The sequence below is a fragment of the Qipengyuania sp. JB2-7 genome, from assembly GCF_055693485.1.
The window spans coordinates 2085391-2108476 of the sequence record NZ_CM146335.1; the positions used below are offsets into that span (position 1 = coordinate 2085391).

Annotated in this window: 16 protein-coding genes and 2 pseudogenes; 7 read left to right on the forward strand and 11 right to left on the reverse strand. The window is 56.9% G+C overall.

What is annotated here, in order from left to right; translation table 11 throughout:
* Positions 1-6 precede the first annotated feature (6 nt).
* Positions 7-1017, forward strand: a complete 1011-nt coding sequence (locus ACZ1GM_RS10445; protein ID WP_472676401.1) for a fumarylacetoacetate hydrolase family protein — start codon at positions 7-9, stop codon at positions 1015-1017.
* Here ACZ1GM_RS10445 and ACZ1GM_RS10450 read toward each other — a convergent pair.
* From ACZ1GM_RS10450 to ACZ1GM_RS10460, 3 genes are all read right to left on the reverse strand, one after another.
* A complete protein-coding gene (locus ACZ1GM_RS10450) occupies positions 1014-1712 on the reverse strand; it encodes an alternative oxidase (protein WP_472676402.1) in 699 nt (232 codons plus the stop codon). The genes ACZ1GM_RS10445 and ACZ1GM_RS10450 overlap by 4 nt on opposite strands.
* Positions 1713-1859: 147 nt before the next feature.
* Positions 1860-3023, reverse strand: coding sequence for an acyl-CoA dehydrogenase family protein (locus ACZ1GM_RS10455; protein ID WP_472676403.1), 1164 nt, complete (start codon positions 3021-3023; stop codon positions 1860-1862).
* A 49-nt stretch (positions 3024-3072) separates the two neighbouring features.
* The gene (locus ACZ1GM_RS10460) at positions 3073-3834 is read right to left on the reverse strand and encodes a crotonase/enoyl-CoA hydratase family protein (protein WP_472676404.1); all 762 of its coding nucleotides are present in this window, start codon (positions 3832-3834) and stop codon (positions 3073-3075) included.
* 102 nt (positions 3835-3936) lie between these two features.
* On the opposite strand from ACZ1GM_RS10460, the gene ACZ1GM_RS10465 reads away from it, so the two are divergent.
* From ACZ1GM_RS10465 to ACZ1GM_RS10490, 6 genes and pseudogenes are all read left to right on the forward strand, one after another.
* Positions 3937-5205 carry an acetyl-CoA C-acetyltransferase gene (locus tag ACZ1GM_RS10465; protein ID WP_472676405.1) on the forward strand — a complete coding sequence of 423 codons (1269 nt, stop codon included), beginning with the start codon at positions 3937-3939 and terminating at the stop codon, positions 5203-5205.
* Between the two features lie 251 nt (positions 5206-5456).
* Positions 5457-6275: pseudogene (locus ACZ1GM_RS10470) on the forward strand (hydantoinase/oxoprolinase N-terminal domain-containing protein); the annotation flags it as partial.
* Positions 6276-6330: 55 nt separating this feature from the next.
* Entirely contained in the window at positions 6331-8988 is a 2658-nt protein-coding gene (locus ACZ1GM_RS10475) for a hydantoinase B/oxoprolinase family protein (RefSeq protein ID WP_472676406.1), read from the forward strand.
* Positions 8989-8999: 11 nt separating this feature from the next.
* Positions 9000-9701: a DUF969 domain-containing protein gene (locus tag ACZ1GM_RS10480; protein WP_472676407.1), complete on the forward strand. Its 702-nt coding sequence runs from the start codon at positions 9000-9002 to the stop codon at positions 9699-9701.
* Positions 9698-10660 (forward strand): DUF979 domain-containing protein, encoded by a 963-nt coding sequence (locus tag ACZ1GM_RS10485; protein ID WP_472676408.1) that lies wholly within the window; start codon positions 9698-9700, stop codon positions 10658-10660. The genes ACZ1GM_RS10480 and ACZ1GM_RS10485 overlap by 4 nt, the downstream gene beginning before the upstream one ends.
* Positions 10651-11611 (forward strand): annotated as a pseudogene (locus tag ACZ1GM_RS10490) (DUF2891 domain-containing protein). Before ACZ1GM_RS10485 ends, ACZ1GM_RS10490 begins: the two are co-directional and overlap by 10 nt.
* Here ACZ1GM_RS10490 and ACZ1GM_RS10495 read toward each other — a convergent pair.
* The 8 genes from ACZ1GM_RS10495 to ACZ1GM_RS10530 all read right to left on the reverse strand — a co-directional run bounded on the left by ACZ1GM_RS10495 (position 11608) and on the right by ACZ1GM_RS10530 (position 23058).
* Positions 11608-12786, reverse strand: a complete 1179-nt coding sequence (locus ACZ1GM_RS10495; RefSeq protein ID WP_472676409.1) for a CaiB/BaiF CoA transferase family protein — start codon at positions 12784-12786, stop codon at positions 11608-11610. The pseudogene ACZ1GM_RS10490 and the gene ACZ1GM_RS10495 sit on opposite strands and share 4 nt — an antisense overlap.
* A gap of 94 nt (positions 12787-12880) precedes the next feature.
* Positions 12881-15652: a phosphoenolpyruvate carboxylase gene (locus ACZ1GM_RS10500; protein ID WP_472676410.1), complete on the reverse strand. Its 2772-nt coding sequence runs from the start codon at positions 15650-15652 to the stop codon at positions 12881-12883.
* Between the two features lie 52 nt (positions 15653-15704).
* Positions 15705-15833, reverse strand: coding sequence for a hypothetical protein (locus ACZ1GM_RS10505; RefSeq protein WP_472676411.1), 129 nt, complete (start codon positions 15831-15833; stop codon positions 15705-15707).
* A complete protein-coding gene (locus ACZ1GM_RS10510) occupies positions 15821-16348 on the reverse strand; it encodes a bifunctional 4-hydroxy-2-oxoglutarate aldolase/2-dehydro-3-deoxy-phosphogluconate aldolase (RefSeq protein ID WP_472676412.1) in 528 nt (175 codons plus the stop codon). The genes ACZ1GM_RS10505 and ACZ1GM_RS10510 overlap by 13 nt, the downstream gene beginning before the upstream one ends.
* A 157-nt stretch (positions 16349-16505) precedes the next feature.
* Complete coding sequence (locus ACZ1GM_RS10515; protein WP_472678548.1) at positions 16506-17939, reverse strand: sodium:solute symporter family transporter; 1434 nt, start codon at positions 17937-17939, stop codon at positions 16506-16508.
* Positions 17924-18088 (reverse strand): hypothetical protein, encoded by a 165-nt coding sequence (locus ACZ1GM_RS10520; protein WP_472676413.1) that lies wholly within the window; start codon positions 18086-18088, stop codon positions 17924-17926. The genes ACZ1GM_RS10515 and ACZ1GM_RS10520 overlap by 16 nt, the downstream gene beginning before the upstream one ends.
* A gap of 172 nt (positions 18089-18260) precedes the next feature.
* The gene (locus ACZ1GM_RS10525) at positions 18261-21443 is read right to left on the reverse strand and encodes a TonB-dependent receptor (protein WP_472676414.1); all 3183 of its coding nucleotides are present in this window, start codon (positions 21441-21443) and stop codon (positions 18261-18263) included.
* 97 nt (positions 21444-21540) lie between these two features.
* Positions 21541-23058 carry a tryptophan halogenase family protein gene (locus ACZ1GM_RS10530; RefSeq protein WP_472676415.1) on the reverse strand — a complete coding sequence of 506 codons (1518 nt, stop codon included), beginning with the start codon at positions 23056-23058 and terminating at the stop codon, positions 21541-21543.
* Positions 23059-23086: the final 28 nt, after the last annotated feature.

The window sequence follows — 23086 nt, forward strand, 5'->3', positions numbered from 1 at the left end:
CACCCCATGAAACTCGCCACACTCAATGACGGAAGCCGTGACGGAAAACTGGTTGTCGTTTCAAGGGATCTGACCCGCTATTGCGCGGTAGACAATATCGCGCCGACCTTGCAAGCGGCTCTGGATGATTGGGCAAATATCGCTCCGAAGCTTGAGGCGCTTTATACCGATGTCGAGCATCAGGCGGTGCCCTGCGAACGTTTTCACGAGCGTGAAGCACACTCGCCCCTGCCCCGCGCGTACCAATGGGCCGATGGCAGTGCCTATATCAATCATGTAGAGTTGGTCCGTCAGGCGCGCGGCGCGGAAGTTCCTGACAGCTTCTATCACGACCCGCTAATGTATCAGGGCGGTTCCGACACATTTCTAGCGCCGCGCCAAGACATTCCATTGGGCGACCCGACTTGGGGCTGTGATATGGAGGGCGAAGTCGCTGTTATCACAGATGACGTAACCATGGGTGTGTCAGCCGAGGATGCGGCTGATCACATCAAGCTGGTAATGTTGGTAAACGATGTTTCCTTGCGCGGACTAATTCCAGGAGAGCTCGCCAAGGGTTTTGGATTTTTCCAATCGAAGCCATCAAGCGCATTTTCACCGGTTGCGGTAACACCCGACGAGCTGGGCGATAGCTGGAAAGACAACCTGATCCATCTACCGCTGATGGTCGATTACAATGGTGAGGCGTTTGGTCGTGCACAGGCAGCGGACGACGCCACATTCAACATGGCGCAACTTGTCGCGCATGCGGCTAAGACGCGCGCACTCGGAGCAGGCGCAATAATAGGGTCAGGAACAGTATCGAACAAGGGGGCCGATGACGGCCCGGGCAAGCCGGTGTCAGAGGGCGGCCTTGGCTATAGCTGCATCGCCGAAATCCGCATGATCGAGACGATTGCAAATGGCGAACCCAGCACGGGTTTCATGCAGGCCGGTGACACCGTTAAGATCGAAATGCGCGATGTTGACAATCACTCAATCTTCGGCGCCATCGAGCAAACGGTGGTCGCAGTCTAGTCAGCGCCCAACTTGCGACGTTTGTCGCGGCTTCCGTCTTTTCGTTCGTCCAGCAGATCCACCATACAGTGATTTACGTCGCGATGCTCAGCCTCGTCGGCGCGCACCACAATGATGACGTCGCGTAGTGTGGCGTCGTCTGGTAGCTGCCAATATTCCTTGGCGATCCTGGGAGCTGGCACATTGGGTGAACGACCGGCATCAACCTCTGCCAGATAGCCAGTGTAGCTGATGACCGCTTCTTCTTCGAAATAACCTACAACCCTGTGTGCAGTTCTCGGCGCGATCAGGTACAGTACGAAATAGAAATTGAAGAATATGCCTTGGACAGCGAGTATCAGAAACCGCTCGAAAAGGTTGGGTTCTGCAATCTCGATGAAAGTCATCAGATGCATTCGCTCATTTTCCGCTTCATCAAGCAGAGTGCGTATCCATCCCTCATCATCGCGCATACGGCGCAGCGCGCTAAGGTGCTGCAGCATACCGCCCACCATGCCCGGAACAGCCGCGACCGTTTCTAGAACAACGGCTCTGTGACCATAGCGTTTCGCGAAGAACGTGTCGGCGAAAAACCTGAGGAACTTCACAAACGCGAAAGCAACCTTGTCACTAGCCGTCTTCGGCTCGACATGAACTGACAAATCAGCGTTTTCGTTGACTTGGCGGATTAGCGGTTTGATGTCTAAATGATCCATCACTCACCTCAGAAAATTACGTTCATTCCACCGGCGCTTAGCCATCAGTTCACGTCAAAGCTCACTTATCAAATGTAGCAACAAACTATCGCAATTACCCGAGATAACGCAACATCGTCCGTTCACTTTTTTGCAAGCAATATTTTCTCACATTCCCCTCGCGATGAGCATCTTCATCACCTCGTTCGAGCCGCCAAAAATACGGGTGATGCGCGCGTCGCGATACATCTTTGCGATAGGGTATTCGTTGATATAGCCCGCGCCGCCATGCAGCTGCAGACATTTGTCAACGACTTCGCTTTGCAATTCAGTCACCCAGTACTTCGCCATGGCGGCTGTCGATACATCAAGTTCGCCCTTAAGCAGCTTGGCGATGCAGTCATTCACGAACACGCGCGCCGCCGTACCACGTGCCTTAAGGTCGGCGAGAACGAATTGCGTGTTCTGAAAATCCCAGATCGTCTGTCCGAACGCCTTACGCTCCTTGACGTACTCGACCGTCACTTCGAGCGCTTTCTCGATCGAAGTTGCAGCTCCCATCGCAATTACCAGACGTTCCTGTGCAAGCTCACCCATCAATTGGTAGAAGCCCTTGCCTTCAACTCCGCCCAGCACATTCTCTGCTGGGACGAACACATTGTCGAAAAACAGCTCTGAAGTGTCCGCTGCATCCATCCCGATCTTGTCGAGCTTCTTGCCTCGCTGGAAGCCTTCCGCGCCTTCGGTTTCAAGCAGCATCAGCGAGATGCCCTTGGCGCGCTCGTTCGGGTCTGTCTTCGCCACAACCACGATAAAGTCGGCGGTCTGACCGTTTGAGATATAGGTCTTGGCGCCATTGATGCGGTAGCCATTGCCGTCTTTCAGCGCGGTCGTGGTGATCGACTGAAGATCGCTGCCAACACCAGGTTCGGTCATGGCAATCGCGCTGACTAGCTCGCCTGTCACTAGCTTAGGCAGATATTTCTGTTTCTGATCTTCGGTGCCGTGACGCACCAGATATGGCAGAATAATCGTGTTATGCAGGCTCGCAGCAAAACCATCGACTTCGTGTTTGGATTGCTGGTCGATCACCACCATTTCGTGGCGAAAATCGCCGCCATGGCCGCCATACTCCTCAGGCACGGACGCACCAAGAAGCCCCGCTGCCCCTGCCTCGTTCCAAAACTCGCGCTCGACCTGGCCATCTTCGCGCCATTTCGCAACGCGCTTCTCCGGCGCGTGCTGTTGGTAAAATTTACCTACAGCATCGGCGAAGATCGAGATTTCCTCATCTTCCATGAATGCAGGTTGGGGAACTTCAATAACGGGCATTATTCTCTCTCCTAGGTGCCGGGCCGCCTGGTCTCTCAAACCAAAATTCCTATTTTCCCTTCCAATTTGGTGCGCGCTTTTCAGCAAAGGCAAGCGAGCCTTCGCGGGCGTCTTCTGAAACGAAAACCGGCCCCATCAGCTTGCCCTGTTCGGTCCAGCGCTCCGCATCGCCCCAAAGGCGCGACTCATTGATGATCTGCTTGGAAACCTTGACCGCAAGCGGTCCGTTGGCGGTAATTTTGTTCGCAAGCTCGATAGCCGCATCCAGCGCTGGGCCATCAGTGACGTGATTGAGCAGACCGAGTTCATACGCGCGTTCTGTGCCGATAAAATCGCCTGTCAGCGCCAGTTCCATGGCAATTTTTGATGGGATCAGGTTCGGCAGCTTCATCAATCCGCCCGCCGCGGCCACCAGTCCGCGCTTTGCCTCTGGAATGCCAAATTTGGCATCTTTGTTGGCGACAATCAGGTCGCACGAAATCATCAGCTCCATGCCGCCCGCCAGTGCGTAGCCCTCTACCGCCGCGATCAATGGTTTCTCGGGACCTTTCTCAGTCAGACCGCCAAAGCCGCGACCGGGCACGCTGGGTGTTTCGCCGCGCAAAAAGCCTTTCAGGTCCATGCCAGAGCAGAATGTGCCGCCCGCGCCAGTGATGATGCCAACGCGCAAGGAGTCCTCTGTGTCGAGCCGATCCAGCGCCGCCGCGATTGCTTCTGATGCGGCTTTCGTCATGGCATTTTTCGCCTCGGGACGATTGATTGTGATGATCAACACGCCATCGCGCTCTTCGGTCAGGACTTCTTCGCTCATCGTGTTCTCTCTCCAATTGCAATATGAAACTTGACTTGCAGGTAAGCTGGCCAAGGTTTACGCAAACGTCAACTAAGATTCGAAAGTAAATGGGAGAGAGTCATGGGCGAAGCATATATTATCGATGCGGTCCGCACGCCGCGCGGAATTGGCAAGCAAGGCAAAGGCGCCTTGGCCGCTGAACACCCTCAGCATCTCGCCGCAACCGTGCTCAAGGCGATTGCGGAGCGTAATTCGCTCGACACCAGCACCGTCGACGACGTGATCTGGTCCACCAGCACGCAAGACGGGATGCAGGCGGGCGATCTTGGCCGGATGGCCGCGCTTGACGCTGGGTATGACATCACTTCCAGCGGTACCACTCTTGACCGCTTCTGCGGCGGCGGCATTACCTCGGTGAGCCTTGCGGCTGCTCAGGTTATGAGCGGTATGGAAGATTGCGTCGTCGCTGGCGGCACAGAAATGATGAGCCTCACCGCGGCCATGTCAAAAGAGAAGATGCAGGCCGGCATGAAGCCGCCGATGATGGGCAGCTATAATGAGCGCTTGCAACGCGTTCATCCGCAATCGCATCAGGGCATTTGCGGCGATGCCATTGCAACGATGGAAGGGTTCACCCGCGAAGAATTGGACGAGGTTGGCTACCGCTCTCAGCAACGCGCCGCACAAGCCATCGGTGAGGGACGCTTTGACAAGTCGGTTGTTCCAGTGGTCGGCGATGACGGAGCAGTGATCCTCGATCGGGAGGAGTATCCCCGCCCGCAAACTACGCTTGAAGGGCTTGGAGAGCTAGAGCCTGCTTTTACCAAGATCGCTGACGTCCCGCTCGATGCCAATGGCACCACTTTTAGGGGCCTGATCAATCAGAAATATCCTGACCTCGACATTCAGCACTTCCACCATGCAGGGAACAGCTCCGGCGTGGTCGATGGTGCTGCCGCAGTGCTCGTTGCCAGCAAAGACTATGCGCAAAAGAACGGCCTGAAACCGCGCGCGCGGATCGTTGCCACCGCCAATATGGGCGATGATCCCACGCTGATGCTGAACGCCCCTGTGCCAGCAGCGAAGAAAGTGCTCGAAAAGGCCGGGTTGACGCTTGATGATATCGATCTGTTCGAAATCAACGAGGCGTTTGCCGTCGTCGCTGCAAAGTTCGTGCGCGATCTTGAGCTCGATTGGGACAAGGTGAATGTCAATGGCGGCTCCATCGCACTCGGCCACCCTATTGGCGCGACCGGCTCGATCCTGATTGGTACCATCGTCGATGAGCTGGAGCGGCGCGACTTAAAACGCGGTCTGGTTACCATGTGTGCGGCGGGCGGCATGGCCCCGGCCATCATCGTGGAGCGTGTCGAAGATTTTGTCGATTAGTATTTGGTGTATTTGATCTGACCACCCGCGCCCCCCACCCTTCCACCCGGAGCCTACCGGGATACCGTCAGGGTTGAAGGTACGTGTGGCATGGCTTTCATGAGAACATCAAATCGCTTGCTGCGCTGGGGATTGTCCCTAAAAACTGCGGCGATGCAGGTCGTAGGCAATTGAGCAAAACAAATGCATGGCGCTTTGCCGTGGATCGCGGCGGGACGTTCACCGATGTGGTGGCCGTGACACCTGAAGGTGTGCTGGTAACGGACAAGCTTCTTTCGGAAAATCCAGGCCGATATCAAGACGCTGCAAGCGAGGCGGTGCGCAGGCTCATGGCGCAGCATGGTGAGGCCCCGATCGCTGAAATGCGTGTCGGAACCACGGTCGCAACCAATGCGCTTTTGGAGCGTAAGGGAGAGCGTGTTGCACTCGCTATAACTGCGGGATTTGGTGACGCTCTGCGCATTGGGACGCAGGCCCGGCCAGAGATTTTTGCACGCCACATCATCCTGCCCGAACAGTTGCCAGAGACGGTCATTGAGATCGACGAGCGGGTAGATATCAACGGCAAGGTTCTGAAATCACTGGATGAAAGAGCCGTCACGCAGGCGTTTTCCAATGCCCGTGCAAAGGGCATTGAGGCAATCGCCATCATCCTGATGCATGGGTGGCAACATACTGCGCATGAGAGACGTCTGGCAAAGCTCGCTGAGCAAGCAGGGTTTACCCAGATCAGCGTCAGTCATGAAGTCGCCCCTCTGATCCGCCTCATCCCGCGAGGCGACACGAGCGTTGTGGATTCCTATCTCTCGCCGGTGCTGCGACGCTATGTCGATGGTTTGGAGGCTGAGCTACCACCGGTAGATCAACTGCGCTTCATGCAATCCAATGGCGGGCTCGCCGATGGGCATAATTTTCGAGGAAAAGATGCGATTTTGTCTGGCCCCGCTGGCGGTGTTGTTGGCATGGTCGCGGCGAGTAAACCGATTGGTTACAGCCACTTAATCGGATTTGATATGGGTGGCACCAGCACCGATGTCGCCCACTACGCTGGCGAATTTGAACTGACGGGCGACAGCAGTATCGCCGGTGTTCGCATTGCTGCCCCGATGATGCAGATACACACTGTTGCGGTACGGTGGCGGGTCGATTTGCAGTTTCGACGGCAGCCGGTTTCGCGTTGGACCGGAAAGCGCAGGAGCCAACCCTGGCCCCGCCTGTTATCGCAAGGGTGGTCCCCTGACCGTAACCGACTGTAATCTCGTGCTTGGGCGAATTGATCCGGCGTTCTTCCCACATGTCTTCGGCCCCGATGGCAACGCGCCATTATGTCGGGAAAGCGCGGTTCGCCGTGTTGTCGATGTTGTCCGCATGATTGAACATGTTAACCCCGTGAGCGACCCTCAAGCTTCTATAAGCGAGGTCGCGGAGGGCTTTCTCAACATCGCGGTCGACAACATGGCAAATGCAATCCGGAAAATCAGCGTGGCGCGCGGCCATGACGTGACCCGATATGCCCTTGCCTGTTTTGGCGGAGCTGGGGGCCAGCATGCTTGCCGCGTGGCCGATGCGCTGGGGATGGAGACGGTGCTGATACATCCGCTGGCCGGAATGCTGTCAGCCTATGGAATTGGGATCGCACCTGTCAAAACGATCCGCGAGAAAAGTCTGGTCCAGCCGCTGGGTCAGGATTTCTCCAGCGTGCTGGCGGACCTTGAAAATCAGGCACAGCAAGACCTGCTGGATCAGGAAATAGAACCGTCTGCGATCTCCCTATCGCCAAGAGCAAAGTTGCGTTTCGATGGCAGCGATAGCGTCATCACCCTGCCCTGCGACACGCCGGATGCGATGGCGCAAGATTTTCGTGAGCAGCATCGGCGGCAATTTGGATATTCGGATGACAGTGCCCCAATTATCGTTGAGACGCTGAGTGTTGAGGCAAGCGGCAGCAGCGGTTCTCTTAATGCAAAAACACTCAGCACCGACGGAGCATCACCAGAACCGAGCGGTCATTGGCCCGTAGTAATGCGTAGCGCACTTTTGCCGGACCAGTTCGTCAAAGGTCCGATGCTGATCATCGACACCGGCTCTACGACTGTGGTTGAGCCTGGGTGGCAGGCCAGTCTTGCTGCGGAAGGCAGTTTGATTCTCACACGGCACCAGGCCTTGGAACGCGCCGTCGCCGCGGGCACTGAGGTTGATCCCGTCCGCCTGGAAATTTTCAACAATCTGTTCATGGCAATTGCCGAGGAAATGGGCGTTGTACTGCAGTCCACCGCGACATCAGTGAATATCAAAGAGCGGCTCGACTTTTCCTGCGCGCTGTTCGACGGGGATGGCGCGCTGATTGCCAATGCGCCCCATATTCCAGTGCATTTGGGGTCTATGGGCGACAGCATTCGCCGGATTATTGAGGCGCGCGGGACTGACGCAAATGGCACACCGCGCGACGGTCGTGGCATCCTGCGCGGCGATGCCTATGTGCTGAACGATCCCTATCGCGGGGGCACACACCTGCCCGATGTGACCGTGATTGTGCCAGTATTCTATTCCGACGCATCCACTATGTCCGACGCCTCACCCGATGCATTCGTCGCGGCGCGCGGGCACCATTCCGACATCGGTGGTATCGCGCCCGGTTCGATGCCGCCCGACAGCCGCACGATTGAAGAAGAAGGCGTGCTGATCGATAACGCACTATTGGTCGATCAGGGCGAGTTTCAGGACAGCGCGATCCGCGATCTGCTCGCATCGGGCCCCTATCCCGGTCGCAATCCGGATCGCAACCTGTCTGACCTGCGCGCGCAATTGGCCGCATGCACGCGCGGCGCGGAATTGTTGACGGCTGCGACACGCGACAACGGCGCAGAGATCGTCAAAGCCTTTATGAATCACGTCCTTGCGAATGCAGAAGAGCAAGTGCGCCGCCTGCTTGATCGGCTGGATGATGGTGAATTCACATATGCAATGGACAGCGGGGCGCGGGTCTCGGTGGCCCTCACGATCGACCGGCAAAACCGATCCGCCACAATTGATTTCACCGGCACGAGCGACCAGCAGCCGGACAATTTCAACGCGCCGCGGTCAATCACCCGCGCCGCCACGCTGTATGTCCTGCGCACCTTGATCGACGACCTAATCCCGATGAATGACGGATGCCTGCGCCCGGTGGAGCTGATCGTTCCCCCCGGCTCCATGCTCGATCCGGAGCCGGGTGCCGCCGTGGTTGCTGGCAATGTAGAGACGAGCCAGGTCATCACCGATGCTCTGTTCGCAGCAACGGGCAGGCTTGCCCCTTCACAAGGGACGATGAACAACTTCACGTTCGGCAATGCGCATCATCAATATTACGAAACAATAGCAGGCGGTTCTGGCGCAGGGCCTGACCATGACGGGACCAGCGCAGTCCAGACTCATATGACCAATAGCCGCCTGACTGATCCGGAAATTCTTGAAACGCGTCTTCCCGTGCGGCTCGATCGGTTTGCAATCCGGCGCGGCTCGGGCGGCTCGGGCGCTCATCATGGCGGGGATGGTGTGGTCCGCGAAGTCACATTTCTCGAAAACATGCGAGCCAATATGCTTGCCAATAGGCGGGCCATTGCGCCAAGCGGCATAATGGGTGGCGGCGATGCGCAGCCGGGTAAAAACTGGGTCGAGCGCAGCGATGGAAGAACCGAGAATTTACCAGCAAGCGCCTCGGCAGATGTCGCCGTTGGGGACCGTTTGATAATCCACACGCCGGGTGGCGGCGGTTTCGGGGCGCCTGAACAGAGGCGGTCATAGGGGGAAGATAGATGAGTTACTGGCCATTGATTGGCATAGGTGTGGTGGTCGTAGGTTTTGCCCTGCGATTTAACCCCTTGATGGTTGTCGTTGTCGCGGCGATCACAACTGGGCTGTTGGGTGGTCTCGACTTTGTTGCGGTGATTGAGGCGCTTGGCAAAGCGTTCAATGACAACCGCTATATCAGCGTAACGTGGATCATCCTGCCCGTCATCGGCCTGCTCGAACGGCATGGGTTGCAACAACGCGCCAAGGCCTTGATCGAGGGTGTGCGCGGCGCAACGATGGGCCGCCTGCTGGTGCTGTATCTGGGTTTCCGCCAGGTGACTGCGGCGCTGGGCATGAAGGATATTGGCGGGCACCCACAGACCGTCCGCCCGCTGGTCGCTCCGATGGCAGAGGCGGCTGCGGAAAGCACACATGGCAAGCTCCCCGAAGAAGAGACCGAGAAGGTCAAGGCCATGTCCGCAGCGACGGATAATGTCGGTTTGTTCTTCGGCGAAGATATCTTTTTCGCCATTGCCTCTATCCTGTTGATCCAGGGTGTTTTCGAAAGCTCAGGCTATCCCTTAACGCCGCTGGAACTTTCGCTCTGGGCGATCCCAACCGCAATCTGCGCCTTCTTCATTCACGGTGGTCGTTTGATGGCATTTGAACGGCGATTGGGACGTTTAAAAACGAGCGGAGCATCTGAGGCAGGAGAGCGCGCATGATCACGCTTGAATGGCTTTATTTCCTCGCCGGGATCGTCTTCGCAATCTGGGCCGTGATGAGCGCGCGGGATGCGACTAACGGCAAACGCTGGGGCAACGCTGCGTTCTGGGGTTTGCTCGCGGTCAGCTTCTTCTTCGGCGGTCAGCTCAGCGATCTGTTAAATGGCGTGCTTGTGCTGGCACTGGTCGCGATTGCCGGGTTTGGCGGGATCGGGCGGAGCGATCCGCCCACCACCACGCTGGCTGAGCGACTGGAATTGTCAGAGCGGCTGGGCAACAAGCTGTTCCTGCCCGCACTGATTATCCCGATCACTGCCGTGGTCGGCACGCTGCTCTACAACTTCACACCCTTGAATGAGACAGGACTGTTCGAGGCGCGGCGCGAGACGCTGATCCTGTTTGGTGTCGGCGTTTTGCTCGCCCTCGCCTTCATCATGGCATGGTTAAAACCTCCGTTGCTCGCCCCGGTTGAGGAAGGACGCCGGTTGATGGATTCCATCGGTTGGGCTGCTGTTCTGCCGCAAATGCTCGCTGCGTTGGGTGGTGTCTTCGCGCTGGCCGGGGTCGGCGATATCATTGGCTCGCTAGCCGGTGAAGTCATACCCGATGGCAGCATCTTCCTGGCCGTGCTGATTTTCTGCCTCGGCATGGCGTTCTTCACAATCATCATGGGCAACGCCTTTGCTGCCTTTCCAGTTATGGCGGCAGCGATCGGCATTCCGGTTTTGGTTGAGCAATTTGACGGCAATCCGGCGGTAATTGGCGCGGTCGGTATGCTCGCCGGTTTCTGCGGCACGCTCTGCACACCGATGGCCGCGAATTTCAACATTGTTCCCGCCGCATTGCTTGAGCTGAAGGATCAGTATGGCGTCATCCGGCAACAGATCGGCACGGCCATCCCGCTATGGGTGTGTAACGTTCTGATCATCTATATCGCGGGGTTCTATCTATGGAGCTGACATCCGAAATCGCGGCGCATTTTGCGCGCACTGCATTGGGCCATGTGGAGCGGGAGTATCCGCATAAGCTTGATCATGTGATGGCCGGCGATCAGGACGTGTTGCCCCCGCGCGTGCTTCACCCAGTGTTTTTCGGCAGTTTCGACTGGCATAGCTGCGTGCATGGCTGGTGGACGCTGCTGACAATCCGGCGGTTGTATCCCGACATGCCGGAAGCGCAGGACATCACCGCCTTGGCGCAGCAGACGTTTACGCCGCACAAACTGGCGACCGAACTCGCCTATCTCGAACGGCCCGATAGTGGCGGGTTTGAGCGCCCATATGGCTGGGGATGGCTGCTTTATCTGCATTTGGAGGCGACACGGCATCCGGGCCAGAATTGGGGTGAAGGGCTGGAGCCGCTTGCGCGCGCTTTTGCCGCGCGGTTCAAGCATTATCTGCCGCTGCTGACCTATCCGATCCGCACCGGCACACATTACAACACGTCCTTCGCGCTAACCCTTGCGCTGGAATGGGCGGAGGCATTTGATGAAGAACTGGCCGCGCTGATCCGAGTACGCGCGATGGATTGGTTTGGCACGGATCAAAACTGTCAGGCGTGGGAGCCATGCGGCGATGAATTTCTGTCATCAGCGCTCTCAGAAGCTTTGCTGATGCGCGCCTGTTTACCCAATGAAGCGTTTCAGCCTTGGTTCGCGAACTTTCTGCCCGGCGCGGGCAGCGGCGAACCGGCCGCGCTGTTCAAGCCAGCAATCGTCAGCGACCGCAGCGACGGTAAAATCGCTCATCTGGACGGGCTGAACCTGTCACGCGCCTGGGCTTGGCGAAGACTTGGTCGGATCGATGCGGTACGCCAATCACCTCGATGCCTCACTGCCGCATATTGCAGGTGACTATGCCGGCGCGCACTGGCTGGCGAGCTTTGCGCTTCTGGCATTTCTGGCGGGCTAGTCTTCCTTGGTGGATTGACCCAAGACCGTTCCATTATGTTCACCCAGATGCGGTGCGCAGGAGCGCTGTGCCTGATATTTAGCGCCAAAGCGAACCGGTTGACGCATCTGGCGCAGCGCCCCTTCGGTGGGGTGTTCGACCTTCTCGAAAAAGCCAGTTGCAGCCAGGTGAGGATCGTCAAGGATATCATCGATGTCGCGCACCGCCTGCGCCGGGATTTGCGCATCGTGACATTTGCCTAACAGCTCTTGAGTGGCATAATTGCGCGTGCGCTCGGCCATCCTTCGATACAATTGTGCGGTATTTGACCACAGACCAACAGAGCCTGTGAACTTCTCATCGGAAAGATAATCCTCGTCATCCAATATCGCAAAGATGCGGTGCCACGCATCATCGGTGTATGCGACAATACTGATATAGCCATCTTTAGTAGGGAAAGGCTGTCGATCAGGCTCAAGCTGTCGCCGATATCCTGCCTTGCCAACGGGTGGATCAAACACAAGCCCGCCAAGATGCTCAGTCATCATGAAATGCGTGAATGCCTCAAACATCGGCACCTCAACGAACTGTCCATCGCCAGTCCGCAAGCGATGGGTAATCGCCGCCAATGCCGCATAGGCAGCGTGCAATCCGGCGACCTTGTCTGCAATCAGCGAAGGCAGATAACGCGCTCGTTCATTACGGTCGACCCGGGGTAACAAGCTGGCCGTACCCGATGCCGCCTGAATCACATCATCATATGCTTGCAGATCTGCATAGGGACCATCCTGACCAAACCCAACGCAATGAACATAGACGATCTCAGGGGCGATCTTCTGCACTGTGTCGTAATCGAGGCCCAAACGCCTTAACGCTTTGCCGCGGACATTGACGACAAACATGTCCGCCTGTGTCAGCAATTCTCGCATGGCAGCAAGATCATCTGCATTCTTCAGGTCAAGCTGGACTGATTTCTTGCGGGAGTTGAAATTGATGAAACCAGGTGAAAGGCTCGGCGTTTTGGCCGCCTTCGCTGACCAGCGAAAAGCATCCCCCAACCCCTTAGGTTCGATTTTGACCACTTCCGCACCCAAATCCGCAAGAATTTGCGTACAGTATGGGCCAAAAACAACGCTGGTCAGGTCTACAACCTTGACACCTTCCAGCATTGCCCGACCATCGCCGCTTTCAATCATTCCCCACGCTCCCAGATCGCCTTTCACGCTCTCCAGGGTACGCCTAGCATGAGGAATTGGTGCTGTTCCAGCGTTGGTTTACGCGTGTACGACCTTAACCATGCGCGCCAAAGATATTGGCAATCGCGGTCGAGACCCGCAGCGATAATTGATACGCGGAATCAATCGGTTCGATGTAATTCTCGTGGATCGAGCGATACCCTTGCGCACCCTGATCAGGGTAATCGCTTGGTTCCGCAACATGAAAATCACCAATAGATGGATAGCTTGTCGGGAAGGCTCGGCGCAGCTGAGCAAGCGCATCATCAATCCGCAATGTAAAAACCATCTCCAGCACGTCTTGGCGGCTAATGTCATTTGCTCGGCTGAACGGCGGAACAGACACAACCTTGATAAACATGTGCTGCAACAGGGCGAGACGCAGAGCCTGCAAGACCCCGATCGCGCGGCGCGTATGCTCGCGGTCATCCAGTGGTGCCTCATCGGGCAGATGCGCGAGCAAGCGGTGAAGTTTCATCGCATCAACGCGCAGACGCGATGCGAGACGCCTGAACACACCAGCACGATCATCCTTGGTCAAATACTCTGCCAGCGCGAGGCATGGGTCCTCAAGATGCTCTTCGGTCCCGCGATAGGGTCGGCTGGCCCAATAGGCCGAGTTAAATAGCTCACCATACGCAGCCACGGTCTTAATGCTGGCAAGCGCATTGGAGGCGCGCACAAGGCGGAAAATCTGTCGGCCACGCGGGCTCTCGGCGAGCAGTTCGGGCAGCTCTTCACTCGCCCCCTCTGCCGCTGTGCCAATGCCAGCGATGATGTTCACCGGATAGCCAAGCTGCTGCAACACCGCATTGTGCGGGATCGCGCGAATTTGCCTTAACGACATATCGCGATCTGCCGACAGATCAGACTGACGCCGCGAAACCCGACTGCCCGTTTGATTGAGCATACCAAGCCCAAATGCGGTTACCGCGCGGGAGTATGTCTTTGACCGCAAATGCCGCAACTGGTCACGGCGAATATCGCGATAGAAATCTAGCGTCAGATCAGTGCGGCGATAGAATTCATCAGTCGGCGCGTCCGGGTTTGTGCGATCCGGCCCCGCCTCTATCAGGCGCGTCAAAGTCGCCTGAGCAAGCGCATCGGTGCCAAAGAACAGGTAACCATCCCCGCCTTGAAACGTCATTTCCGGTTCGAGCCGGATGCCCGCGCGCACAAACCGCCGCCGCGCCCATGGCGACAACGCCCAATCCACACGGTCAGTAATGCTACTGGGGTGAGCGCCCCGCCCCATGCTTTCGCCATGTGTGTTGAAGATCAGCGCTGCAACGTCAGTGATGTCATTGGCGACCATCGCTTCGGCCAAACGCCCCTGCAAGCGCTCAATCGCCAGCGATGCCGGAACCTGTCCGACGAACCGCCCCGCGTCAGAGAAGCCGGTCTGGATGCACACCCGCCCTCGACGCCGTGCGTAGTCGCGATATATCTCTTCAGACAACAGCGCATCGAGGAACCGCCCGCCGTGCTCCAATGCCGCCTGCGTCTCGAACAGGGGCGAAACATCAACCAAGTCCTCAACACCAAACAGCTTAGCAAAATACAGCGCTGCGAGCACCGTTGATGGCTGCTCGCATTCCGCGATCAGCATGCGGATCGGACTGTCCGCATCGATATGCTCAACGATCTGCGCCATGGCCAAAAACTGGCGGATTGCTGTGCTGCTTTCGATAGCGAGCGCAGCAAAATTGGATCGCAGCGGTTTCGCCTCGGCAATGGCTTCGCGCAGTTGACCAATCGCAGCCTGGCTGGCGATATCGAGCCGACGTTCCGCGCCCAGGCGCTGACGGATTGCGTTGTGCAACTGGCTGGAGTTGACCCGGAAATGCACCCAGCCCATGCCCAGCCCGTCGGCACGCATGGCTCCGCTTGCCACAAGAAGTTCCGTCGCAGTTTCGTCGTCTGCATCCGCAGCCAGCGCTTCCAGCTCTGCGATCATCGGCTTAAGGCTAGTCAGCTTATGCGGATGATCCGCTGTTAGAGTATCCGCAGCATCAGACAGTGCATCTGGCTCGCTCAAATCCGCTGCGAAGATGGCGCTCATGCGCTCGGCCTGCTCCGCTGCCGCGGTAAGCTGCGTAGCATGATCGGGCGATGTCTTTTCGAGCATTGCCGCATAGCTTGCCAGACGCTGCGCTTTCTCGCTCAGACGGAACTGGATAGACGTCGACCATGAGATATCGGTGCGACCATCCATGTCATAGCCGACCCACGTCGCAAAGCGCGCAGGCAATGGGCGGAAATCGCGCCATTCGCCGGGCCATTTCTTGCGCGCCTCCGCAAACAGCGTGCCGTTCATCCGATCTCGCGCTACTTGTCCGCGCGCAATCGCTGACATCGCCTGCGTGTGTTCGCCTTGAAGGGTTACTGGCGCGCGCTCTAAAGCTGGGGCGTCAAAGTCACTTGCCTCAGTTTTTCCTTGCTCCACCGCATGCGCAACGGCGCGTGACTGCTGGTCAGTCAGCAGGAATGTCGGGTGCGCGGTAAAGACGATATGCGCGCTGGGCGTGGACCAGCGGTTTGCGAATTCCTCGAACGTGTCTTCCTCGACCAGACCACCAATCGCCGCATCGTTTTTGTCCGCCTGAACGGGCGTGAGAAGACGCGAGAGACGCGCTGACCGCGCCGCCAAGCCATCGCTTTCCAGTTCAGCCACCAGGCTTTCCAGATCAGCCAGCGACATTGACCCATTTTCCAGTTCGCGAGAAACCTCAAGGCCCAACTGAAACACCGGATTGAACAGCGGTGTCTCCGAGGTGCGTTGGTGTAGCTCGCGCAGGCGATCGATCAGGCTAGCGACTGTGTTCATTGTCCGTCTCATTTGTTGTGACCCTGCGGGACAAGGTCGAAGTCGTTTTGCGTTAACCGCGCGCTTTCGCAGCTATAGCTACGGCTTCCTCAGCAAGGCGGGTTATCGCGTCATAATCACCCTGTGCAATCGCATCTTTTGGGGTGAGCCAGCTGCCACCGCATGCGATCACGCTGTCCACGGACAAGAATTCGCCCAAATTCGCGGTACCGATACGCCGCCCGTTGGCATAAACTGCATCTCTCGGAACACAGAACCAAGCGCCTTGAGCATCGGGACGCCGCCAGCAAGGCTGGCCGGGAAGAACTTTACCGTGCGCAGGCCCAAGGCATAAGCACGCTGAACCTCACCCGCCGTCATTGTGCCGGGGTAAATTGGCAGACCTTCGCCCACGCAATATTCGGCGATCTCATCCACCAATCCGGGGCAGACGATAAACTGGGCGCCAGCCTTGTGAACCGCCTTTGCCTGATCGAGCGTAAGAACCGTGCCTGCACCGACCAGAGCGCCTTCAGTTTCGGCGAGGATTGCCTCCATCCCGGCCTGGGCATTGTCGCTGCGCAGAACCACCTCAATGACGCTCAAGCCGCCTTTGACCAGCGCATTGGCTGTCTTGACCGCCACGCCCGGATCATCGGTGCCCACAAGCGGCACGACCGGCGCATTCTTTAATCGCTTGGTCAGCTCATTACTCATGAGCCGCACATCCCATCCACTGTAATCATACTCAGCTCCCCAAAGCCGCGCTGCAATGCAGCAACCATTGGGCCGCAATGGCATGATTGGCCGTCAGCACAAACCTGTTTTGGCTACTGGCGCCCGAAATCGAACTATTGGTACCGCGCCGCGCGCCTCACCAGAGGATGACGTACAGACCAACGAGGATCGCGATCACGAGCGCCGACAGCGTATTGAACAGCGCACTGGTGGCGAAACCAATATCGCCGAGCTTCACCGCCTGCTCTTCGTCTGGCGGGCTGGTGAGGCGCGACACAATCGCGGCAACGACCAGTGACAGTACAAACACAATCCAGATACGGATGATGAACGGAACGTCCGGTGCGATAAATTTGAGCGCGACATTCACAACCACAGAACCGATCAGCGCGGTGAAAGCACCTGCGGTATTTGACCGCTTGTCAAAAAAGCCGAGCAGGAACACGACCACGACGCCCGGCGCGATAAAGCCGGTATATTCTTGCACAGTCTGGAACCCGCTTTCAAACCCGCCGATAAATGGCCGCGCCAGCACCAACGCAACGCCCATCGCGACGAACGCCGTGATCCGGCCCACAGTCACATAGTGCTGCTCAGGACGGTCGGGCTTCATGCTGCGATACAGATCCATCGTGAAGATGGTCGAGATCGAGTTCATCATTGATGCAAGAGAGCTGACTACTGCAGCGATCAAGGCCGCGAACACTAGGCCGCGCAGACCTGCGGGCGCCATGCCCATCAGCTCGCCATAGGTGCGGTCAGACCGCTCTGCCAATGCGCCGCCATCGACCAGCCCCTGCTGGGCCAGCATCACCGCCGCAATGCCCGGGATCACAACGATGAAGGGAACGAGCAGCTTCAGGAACGCCGCGAAGGCCAGTCCCTTCTGCGCTTCGCCCAAGCTCTCTGCACCCAGCGCACGCTGAATAATGTACTGGTTGAACCCCCAATAGCTGAAGTGGAGCACCCACAGCCCGCCAAGCAAGGTCCAGATACCCGGCAGATCTCCGTAGCTCGGGTGGCTGTCATCAAGGATCATCTCGAAATGGCCGGGCATCTCCTGCACCAACAATGATAGCCCACCCAGCGCGCCATCCGCAGGGAGCGCGTCCAGCGCGATCCAGGTGATGGCGAGGCCACCCAGAATCAGTATAACCACCTGAATGATGTCGGTGAGCGCGACTGCCTTCAGACCACCATAGAGAGAATAAAGCGCCGCAAATCCTGCGAGTGCGGCCATGGATCCCATCACACCCCAACCTGTGAGCGAGTCCACCGCAAGCCCGCCAAGCCACAGGACCGTGGTCAGGTTCACCGCTGTATACAACGCCACCCAGAACACGCTCATCAGCGTCTTCACACCCTCGCCATAACGCTGGGCGAGGAATTGCGGCATGGTGTAAATCTTGCGCTTCAGAAAGATCGGCAGGAAGTATTTCGCGACGATAATCAGGACCAGCGCGGCCTGCCATTCATAGGCCGCAATCGCCATGCCCACGACAAACCCCTGACCTGACTGGCCAATAATCTGTTCGGCGGAAATGTTTGACGCGATCAGCGATGCACCAATCGCCCACCAGGAAGCGCGCGCCCGGCGAGGAAGTAATCCTCTGTATTCTTGGAATGACCTGCCGGTTCGCGAGAGACCGCAAGAGCTATGCCCAGCAGCGCCAGCGCATAACCAATGATGATGACAATATCGATCGTCTCAAGCGTCATTTACGTACCCTCCCGAACGGGTTCAGTCTTAAGTCGCTTAGTCAGCTGGAACAATGGGGCCGCGTCAGCAATCCGCATCTTGCACCGCTGGAAAAGAGACACCCGGATGGCGCAATGGCCATCCGGGTGGGGAGAAGTGGGAGAGAGACACCCTCCCACGTAAGGATTTGCATCAGTAAGAAGCGCGAACGATGAAGCTGACGCGCCGGTCATTGCGGAAGAAGTTCCGCGGTGCGCGAAGTCCATCCTCATTGATTGTCTGCTCTGTGACCGTGATGTCATCGAGCAGGTTCACGCCCTGAACACCAATCTTCCAATTATCATTGATGTCGAGGAAGAACGACGCATCAAGCTGCCCCGTGCCGCGCTGATAAATCGAGGCAAACGGGAAGATCACATCACGCGGTGTCAGCTGGAAATCGCTGCGCCAGTTATAGGCGACACGAGCCTCAATAATGCCTTTCTCATAAAGGCCGGCGATGTTGAAATTGTGCTTGGAAATCCGCGGGAACACATCCGCATCGATATCAAATCGGGCAGTTGGCGGGTCATCGCTTGGAATACTGGGATCAAGCTGGTTAGCTACGCCCTCGGAGTCGATGTAGGTATATGTCGCCTGCAAACCCAAGCCACTCAAAGCACCCGGCAGGAAGTCGTAAAATTGCTGATAGGCAACCTCGAATCCTTTGACGCTTGCTGACTCGTCGGAATTTACTTCAGCGTTACGCAACAACGGGTTGAGCAGTGGGTTTGCCAAAAAGTCAGCAGGAACCTCCTCGGTTGGGATGGCGACCTGAACCGGAGCGAACGCGATAAAGTCATCGATCTCCTTGTAGAAAGCAGCGACGGTGATTGAACCGACCTCATCAAAGTACCATTCCCAAGAGACGTCAAAGTTGAGCGATGTTTGTGGGCCCAACTCTCCATTGCCCGTAGCGCTCCCAACAAAGCCGGCAAATGGCCGGAATGTGTTCGGGTTTCCATCAGCATCTAGAGTTCCGTCAGGTATTGGATCCCCGGTAATGGATTCGAGAACTACTCGCTCATTCAATTGATTAACGCCCGGGCGGGTCATCGTACGCGACGCGGCAGCACGTAGAACATGGCCACCCGGAAACTCAAGCTTGATATTCGCACTTGGTAGAAATTCGTCATACGAACGTTCAAGATTTCGCTGAACACCAAATCCTTCGTCGATCACACTTTCTAGGGCCGCGAGGTCAAGGTCACAGTAGGCCGGTCTCTGAAAACCACTACCTGGAGCTGGCACAAAACCAGCGTCACAGTAACTTAGCTGGAGTGGCGTGATATACCTGCTGAAATTTCGAGCGGTGAAAGATGTTTCGTTAGTGCGCTCCGTCCGCACATAGCGAAGGCCAACGTTACCAGTCAGGCGAACGCTATCTGAAAGATCGGAGTCGAAATCGAGGCGCAAATAGGCAGCAAGAGTGTCGCGCTCAATCTGGCCAATTTCGCTGGGCAGGAAGGGCGTTCCCTCTATTACGCCACCACGCTCAGTCAATGGTGTCCAGCCGCTGGCGCTCCCACCAATAACATTCACCACATTACTCAACGCGGCCTGCCATCCATCGAAGTCGTCGGCACCGGGGCCATTGAAGAACAGCAGCGGGCTTCCCAATCCGGTCCCCAACCCACGCTGGTAGTTGCCGAAGGCGTATGTGCCGAAGAGTGGCGCCACAGCAGCCTCGACCGCCGGGTCCGGGTTTCCGGTTAGCTGGACAAGCGGCATGTCCGGAACGCCATTCGGTGTTCGACCAGTCCAAACCTCCGAAATGTTACCCCAGTTAAAGTCTGATTCCCGGATAGTGCTTTCCTGCATCGAGTATCGCGCACCGGCGCGCACCGATTTGAGCCAGCCGCTATCAGAAAAGTCGTATTCCAAATCACCGCGGAAGGAGAGCGCATCCGCCTCATTCTGCGTGGTGTGATCCATCGCCGAACGCCAGAATTGGTTTGTCGCTTCAAATCCAACGAACGGCACGGAGCCAACGGAGGAGTCGATAGTCACTGGCGAGAAGAAGCTCGAATGCACGGTCAAATCGAAAACATTCGAGGTTGAATCGATGTATTGTGCATCAAAATTGAGACGCAGGCGATCAGTCGGTGAAAACTTCAGATTGAAGCCGAAGTCATTCGTGACATCGTCTTCCATACGCTCGCGGTACAGGGCAATTTGCTGCCCACCGGTCGATGGCAAGAATGCAGTAGAGCCGCTTGGACCGCGCCACTGGCTGTTATCAGTGATCGTACCGCCTGTGAATACACCATCATCATCGAACTCAAAACCGGTACGGTCCAAGCCTCCGCGCCCACCAGCAGCGTCCGCGCCAGTTTCAATGACATGTTCACCCCAAAGAAGTTGGGAGTCAGAGCGGAGAAACTGCGCAGTTGCCAACCAACGCCCATCGTTGCTCTCATATTGCGCAGCTGCCGCAACGGAAAACCGCTCACGATCAAATTCTTGGGTGCGGATGCTGCCACCCGACGGTATGTAAACGTCCTGACCATTGAGCTGAATGGAGTTGCCACCCCCATCCAGTGGAATGATGAAATCGGCTAGCCCCGTACCATCGCCGCGCGTTTTCAGACGGTTGTAAGACACGTTCGCAAGCAAGCCGAACCGGCCCGCGTCCGTGTCCCAATTGTTGGAATAGAGGAACGATGCGCCCGGAGTCACCTCGTCAGCGAAATCAGTGAGCTGTGCCTCAACGCTAGCAGCAATAACCTGACCGGTTTGGTCAAATGGCAAGCGGGTGCGCAGGTCAATCGTACCAGCGGCACCACCCTCGATTAGGTCAGCAGTAGAGTTCTTGAAGACAACGACGCTGCCGAGAAGTTCTGGCGAAACGTCTTCAAAGCCAAGCACGCCACCTGAGTTTGCGGCAAAAACATCACGGCCGTTCAATTCCGACCGCACAAAAGGCAGACCGCGAATAACAACGCCCGAACCTTCGACCGCAAAGTGGTCTGGGTCATTCGGACCCGCAAAACGAAGGACTGACACGCCCGGCACGCGCTGCAGCGCCTCAGACACCGAACGATCAGGCAAAGCCCCGATGTCCGACGCGGTAATAACATCGACAACCGTGTCCGCTTCCCGCTTCACATCTTGCGCGGTCGCAAGCGATTGACGGATCCCGCTAACAATGATCACATTTTCATCGTCCGGTTCCTCAGCACCAGCATCAGCATCCTGCGCAAATGCAGGAGCAGTGGCTAACAGCCCGAGTGTAGACGCGCTGACGAGCAGCGACTTGGCGATCTCGACGTGACGAAAATTCAGATCGCATGGCGATACTTCCCTCCCAGTTTGCGACTCTTCGTGGAGACGCATAATGTTTCCCAGAATTGGTTTGGCCAAATTTGGCAACGTTGTCAACATTGTCAGTCAACAGCCTTCCAGTTGATGCACAATTGTCACATTTGCCGGTTCAGGCAGGCGGTATCATGGCGCAGTTCTGCGCAATGAACTCCTCGTGTGTGGGCATATCATCAGCTGCATATTCAATGGTTTGTCCAACGCGCTGAACCAGCGAATCGACTTTTTCCATTGGCACCTTGGCAAGTAGTGGATTTGTCGATTTAGGTTCGACCCCCTGGCCATACATCACCGCAAGCCAGCTGGCAGTCCCAAAGATATCGCCAGTCTCCTCGAAAAGACGGCCAGACGCCTCAAATTGCGCAAGTCTGCGTTGCAAATCGTCGGATTGCGTGATCGTCTGGCAATGTCGCCAGAACGGCGTGTCATCCCGCTTCGTCGCGGTGTAGTGGAGCACGAGGAAGTCCCGCACTTTCTCATATTCGCGTAGCGTCCGCGCGTTGAACGCATCGATATCGCTCGGGTTCAGGCGTTTATCGGGAAAGTGCGTAAGCAGCCGCGCAAGGCTGGTCTGGACCAAGTGAATACTTGTCGATTCGAGCGGCTCCATGAACCCCGCCGCAAGCCCCAGGGCAAGCACATTACCACTCCAGAATTTCTTGCGATGGCCGGTCACAAACCGCAGCAGCTTCGGGTCTGCCAGCGGCTCCCCATCCAGGTTACTCAACAATGCATCCCGCGCAGCATCCTCGTCCAGAAATTCGCTGCAAAACACATAACCGTTTCCGGTGCGATGTTGCAGAGGAATGCGCCACTGCCACCCTGCATCACGGGCCGTTGCACGAGTGTAGGGGATTGGGAATTTGTCTCTCGTTGTCGGAACCGCCCAGGCGCGATCGCATGGTAGCCAGCTGCGCCAATCATCATAGCCCGTCTCGAGTGCTTGCTCGATCAGCAGACCGCGAAAGCCGGAACAGTCGACAAAGAAGTCGCCCGATAGCTCGCGCCCGTCTTCCAACCTGACCGCAGTGACATTCCCGCTTTCGGTATCCTGGACAACATCGGCGATCTTGCCTTCGACGCGTTTGACACTTTTACCCTCAGCATATTTACGGAGGAATTTGGCATAAAGCGCAGCATCGAACTGAAAGGCGTAATTGATCCCGGCAAGCGCGGATTTTGGCTGATTATGCAAGGGGCGCATGAACTTCTCTCGCCGACATGCCTGAACCATCAGCGAATAGGCGAACAGATCGTCCTTCTTGCCTGCAAGCGCGCGGTGGAACCAATATTGATAAAATGGGATCGCATCAAAGTCATGACCGAAATCGCCAAACGGGTGGATATAGCTGTGTCCTAGCTCCAGCCAGTCGACAAATTCGATGCCCAGCTTGAATGTCGCATTGGTCGCCCGAACGAACTCGTTCTCATCAATGCCGAGCATCTTGTTGAACGCGATAATCGGCGGGATCGTCGCTTCGCCCACTCCCACGGTGCCAATTTCTTCGGATTCGATCAGCGTAACTTTGGTTTGGGAACCCTCAAGCACAAAGCCGAGCGTTGCCGCTGCCATCCAACCGGCTGTGCCGCCGCCGACGATCACGATCTCTTCAAGCAGATGCTCATTCATGCGGTCTGTTTTTCCCAGCTAACGGGTT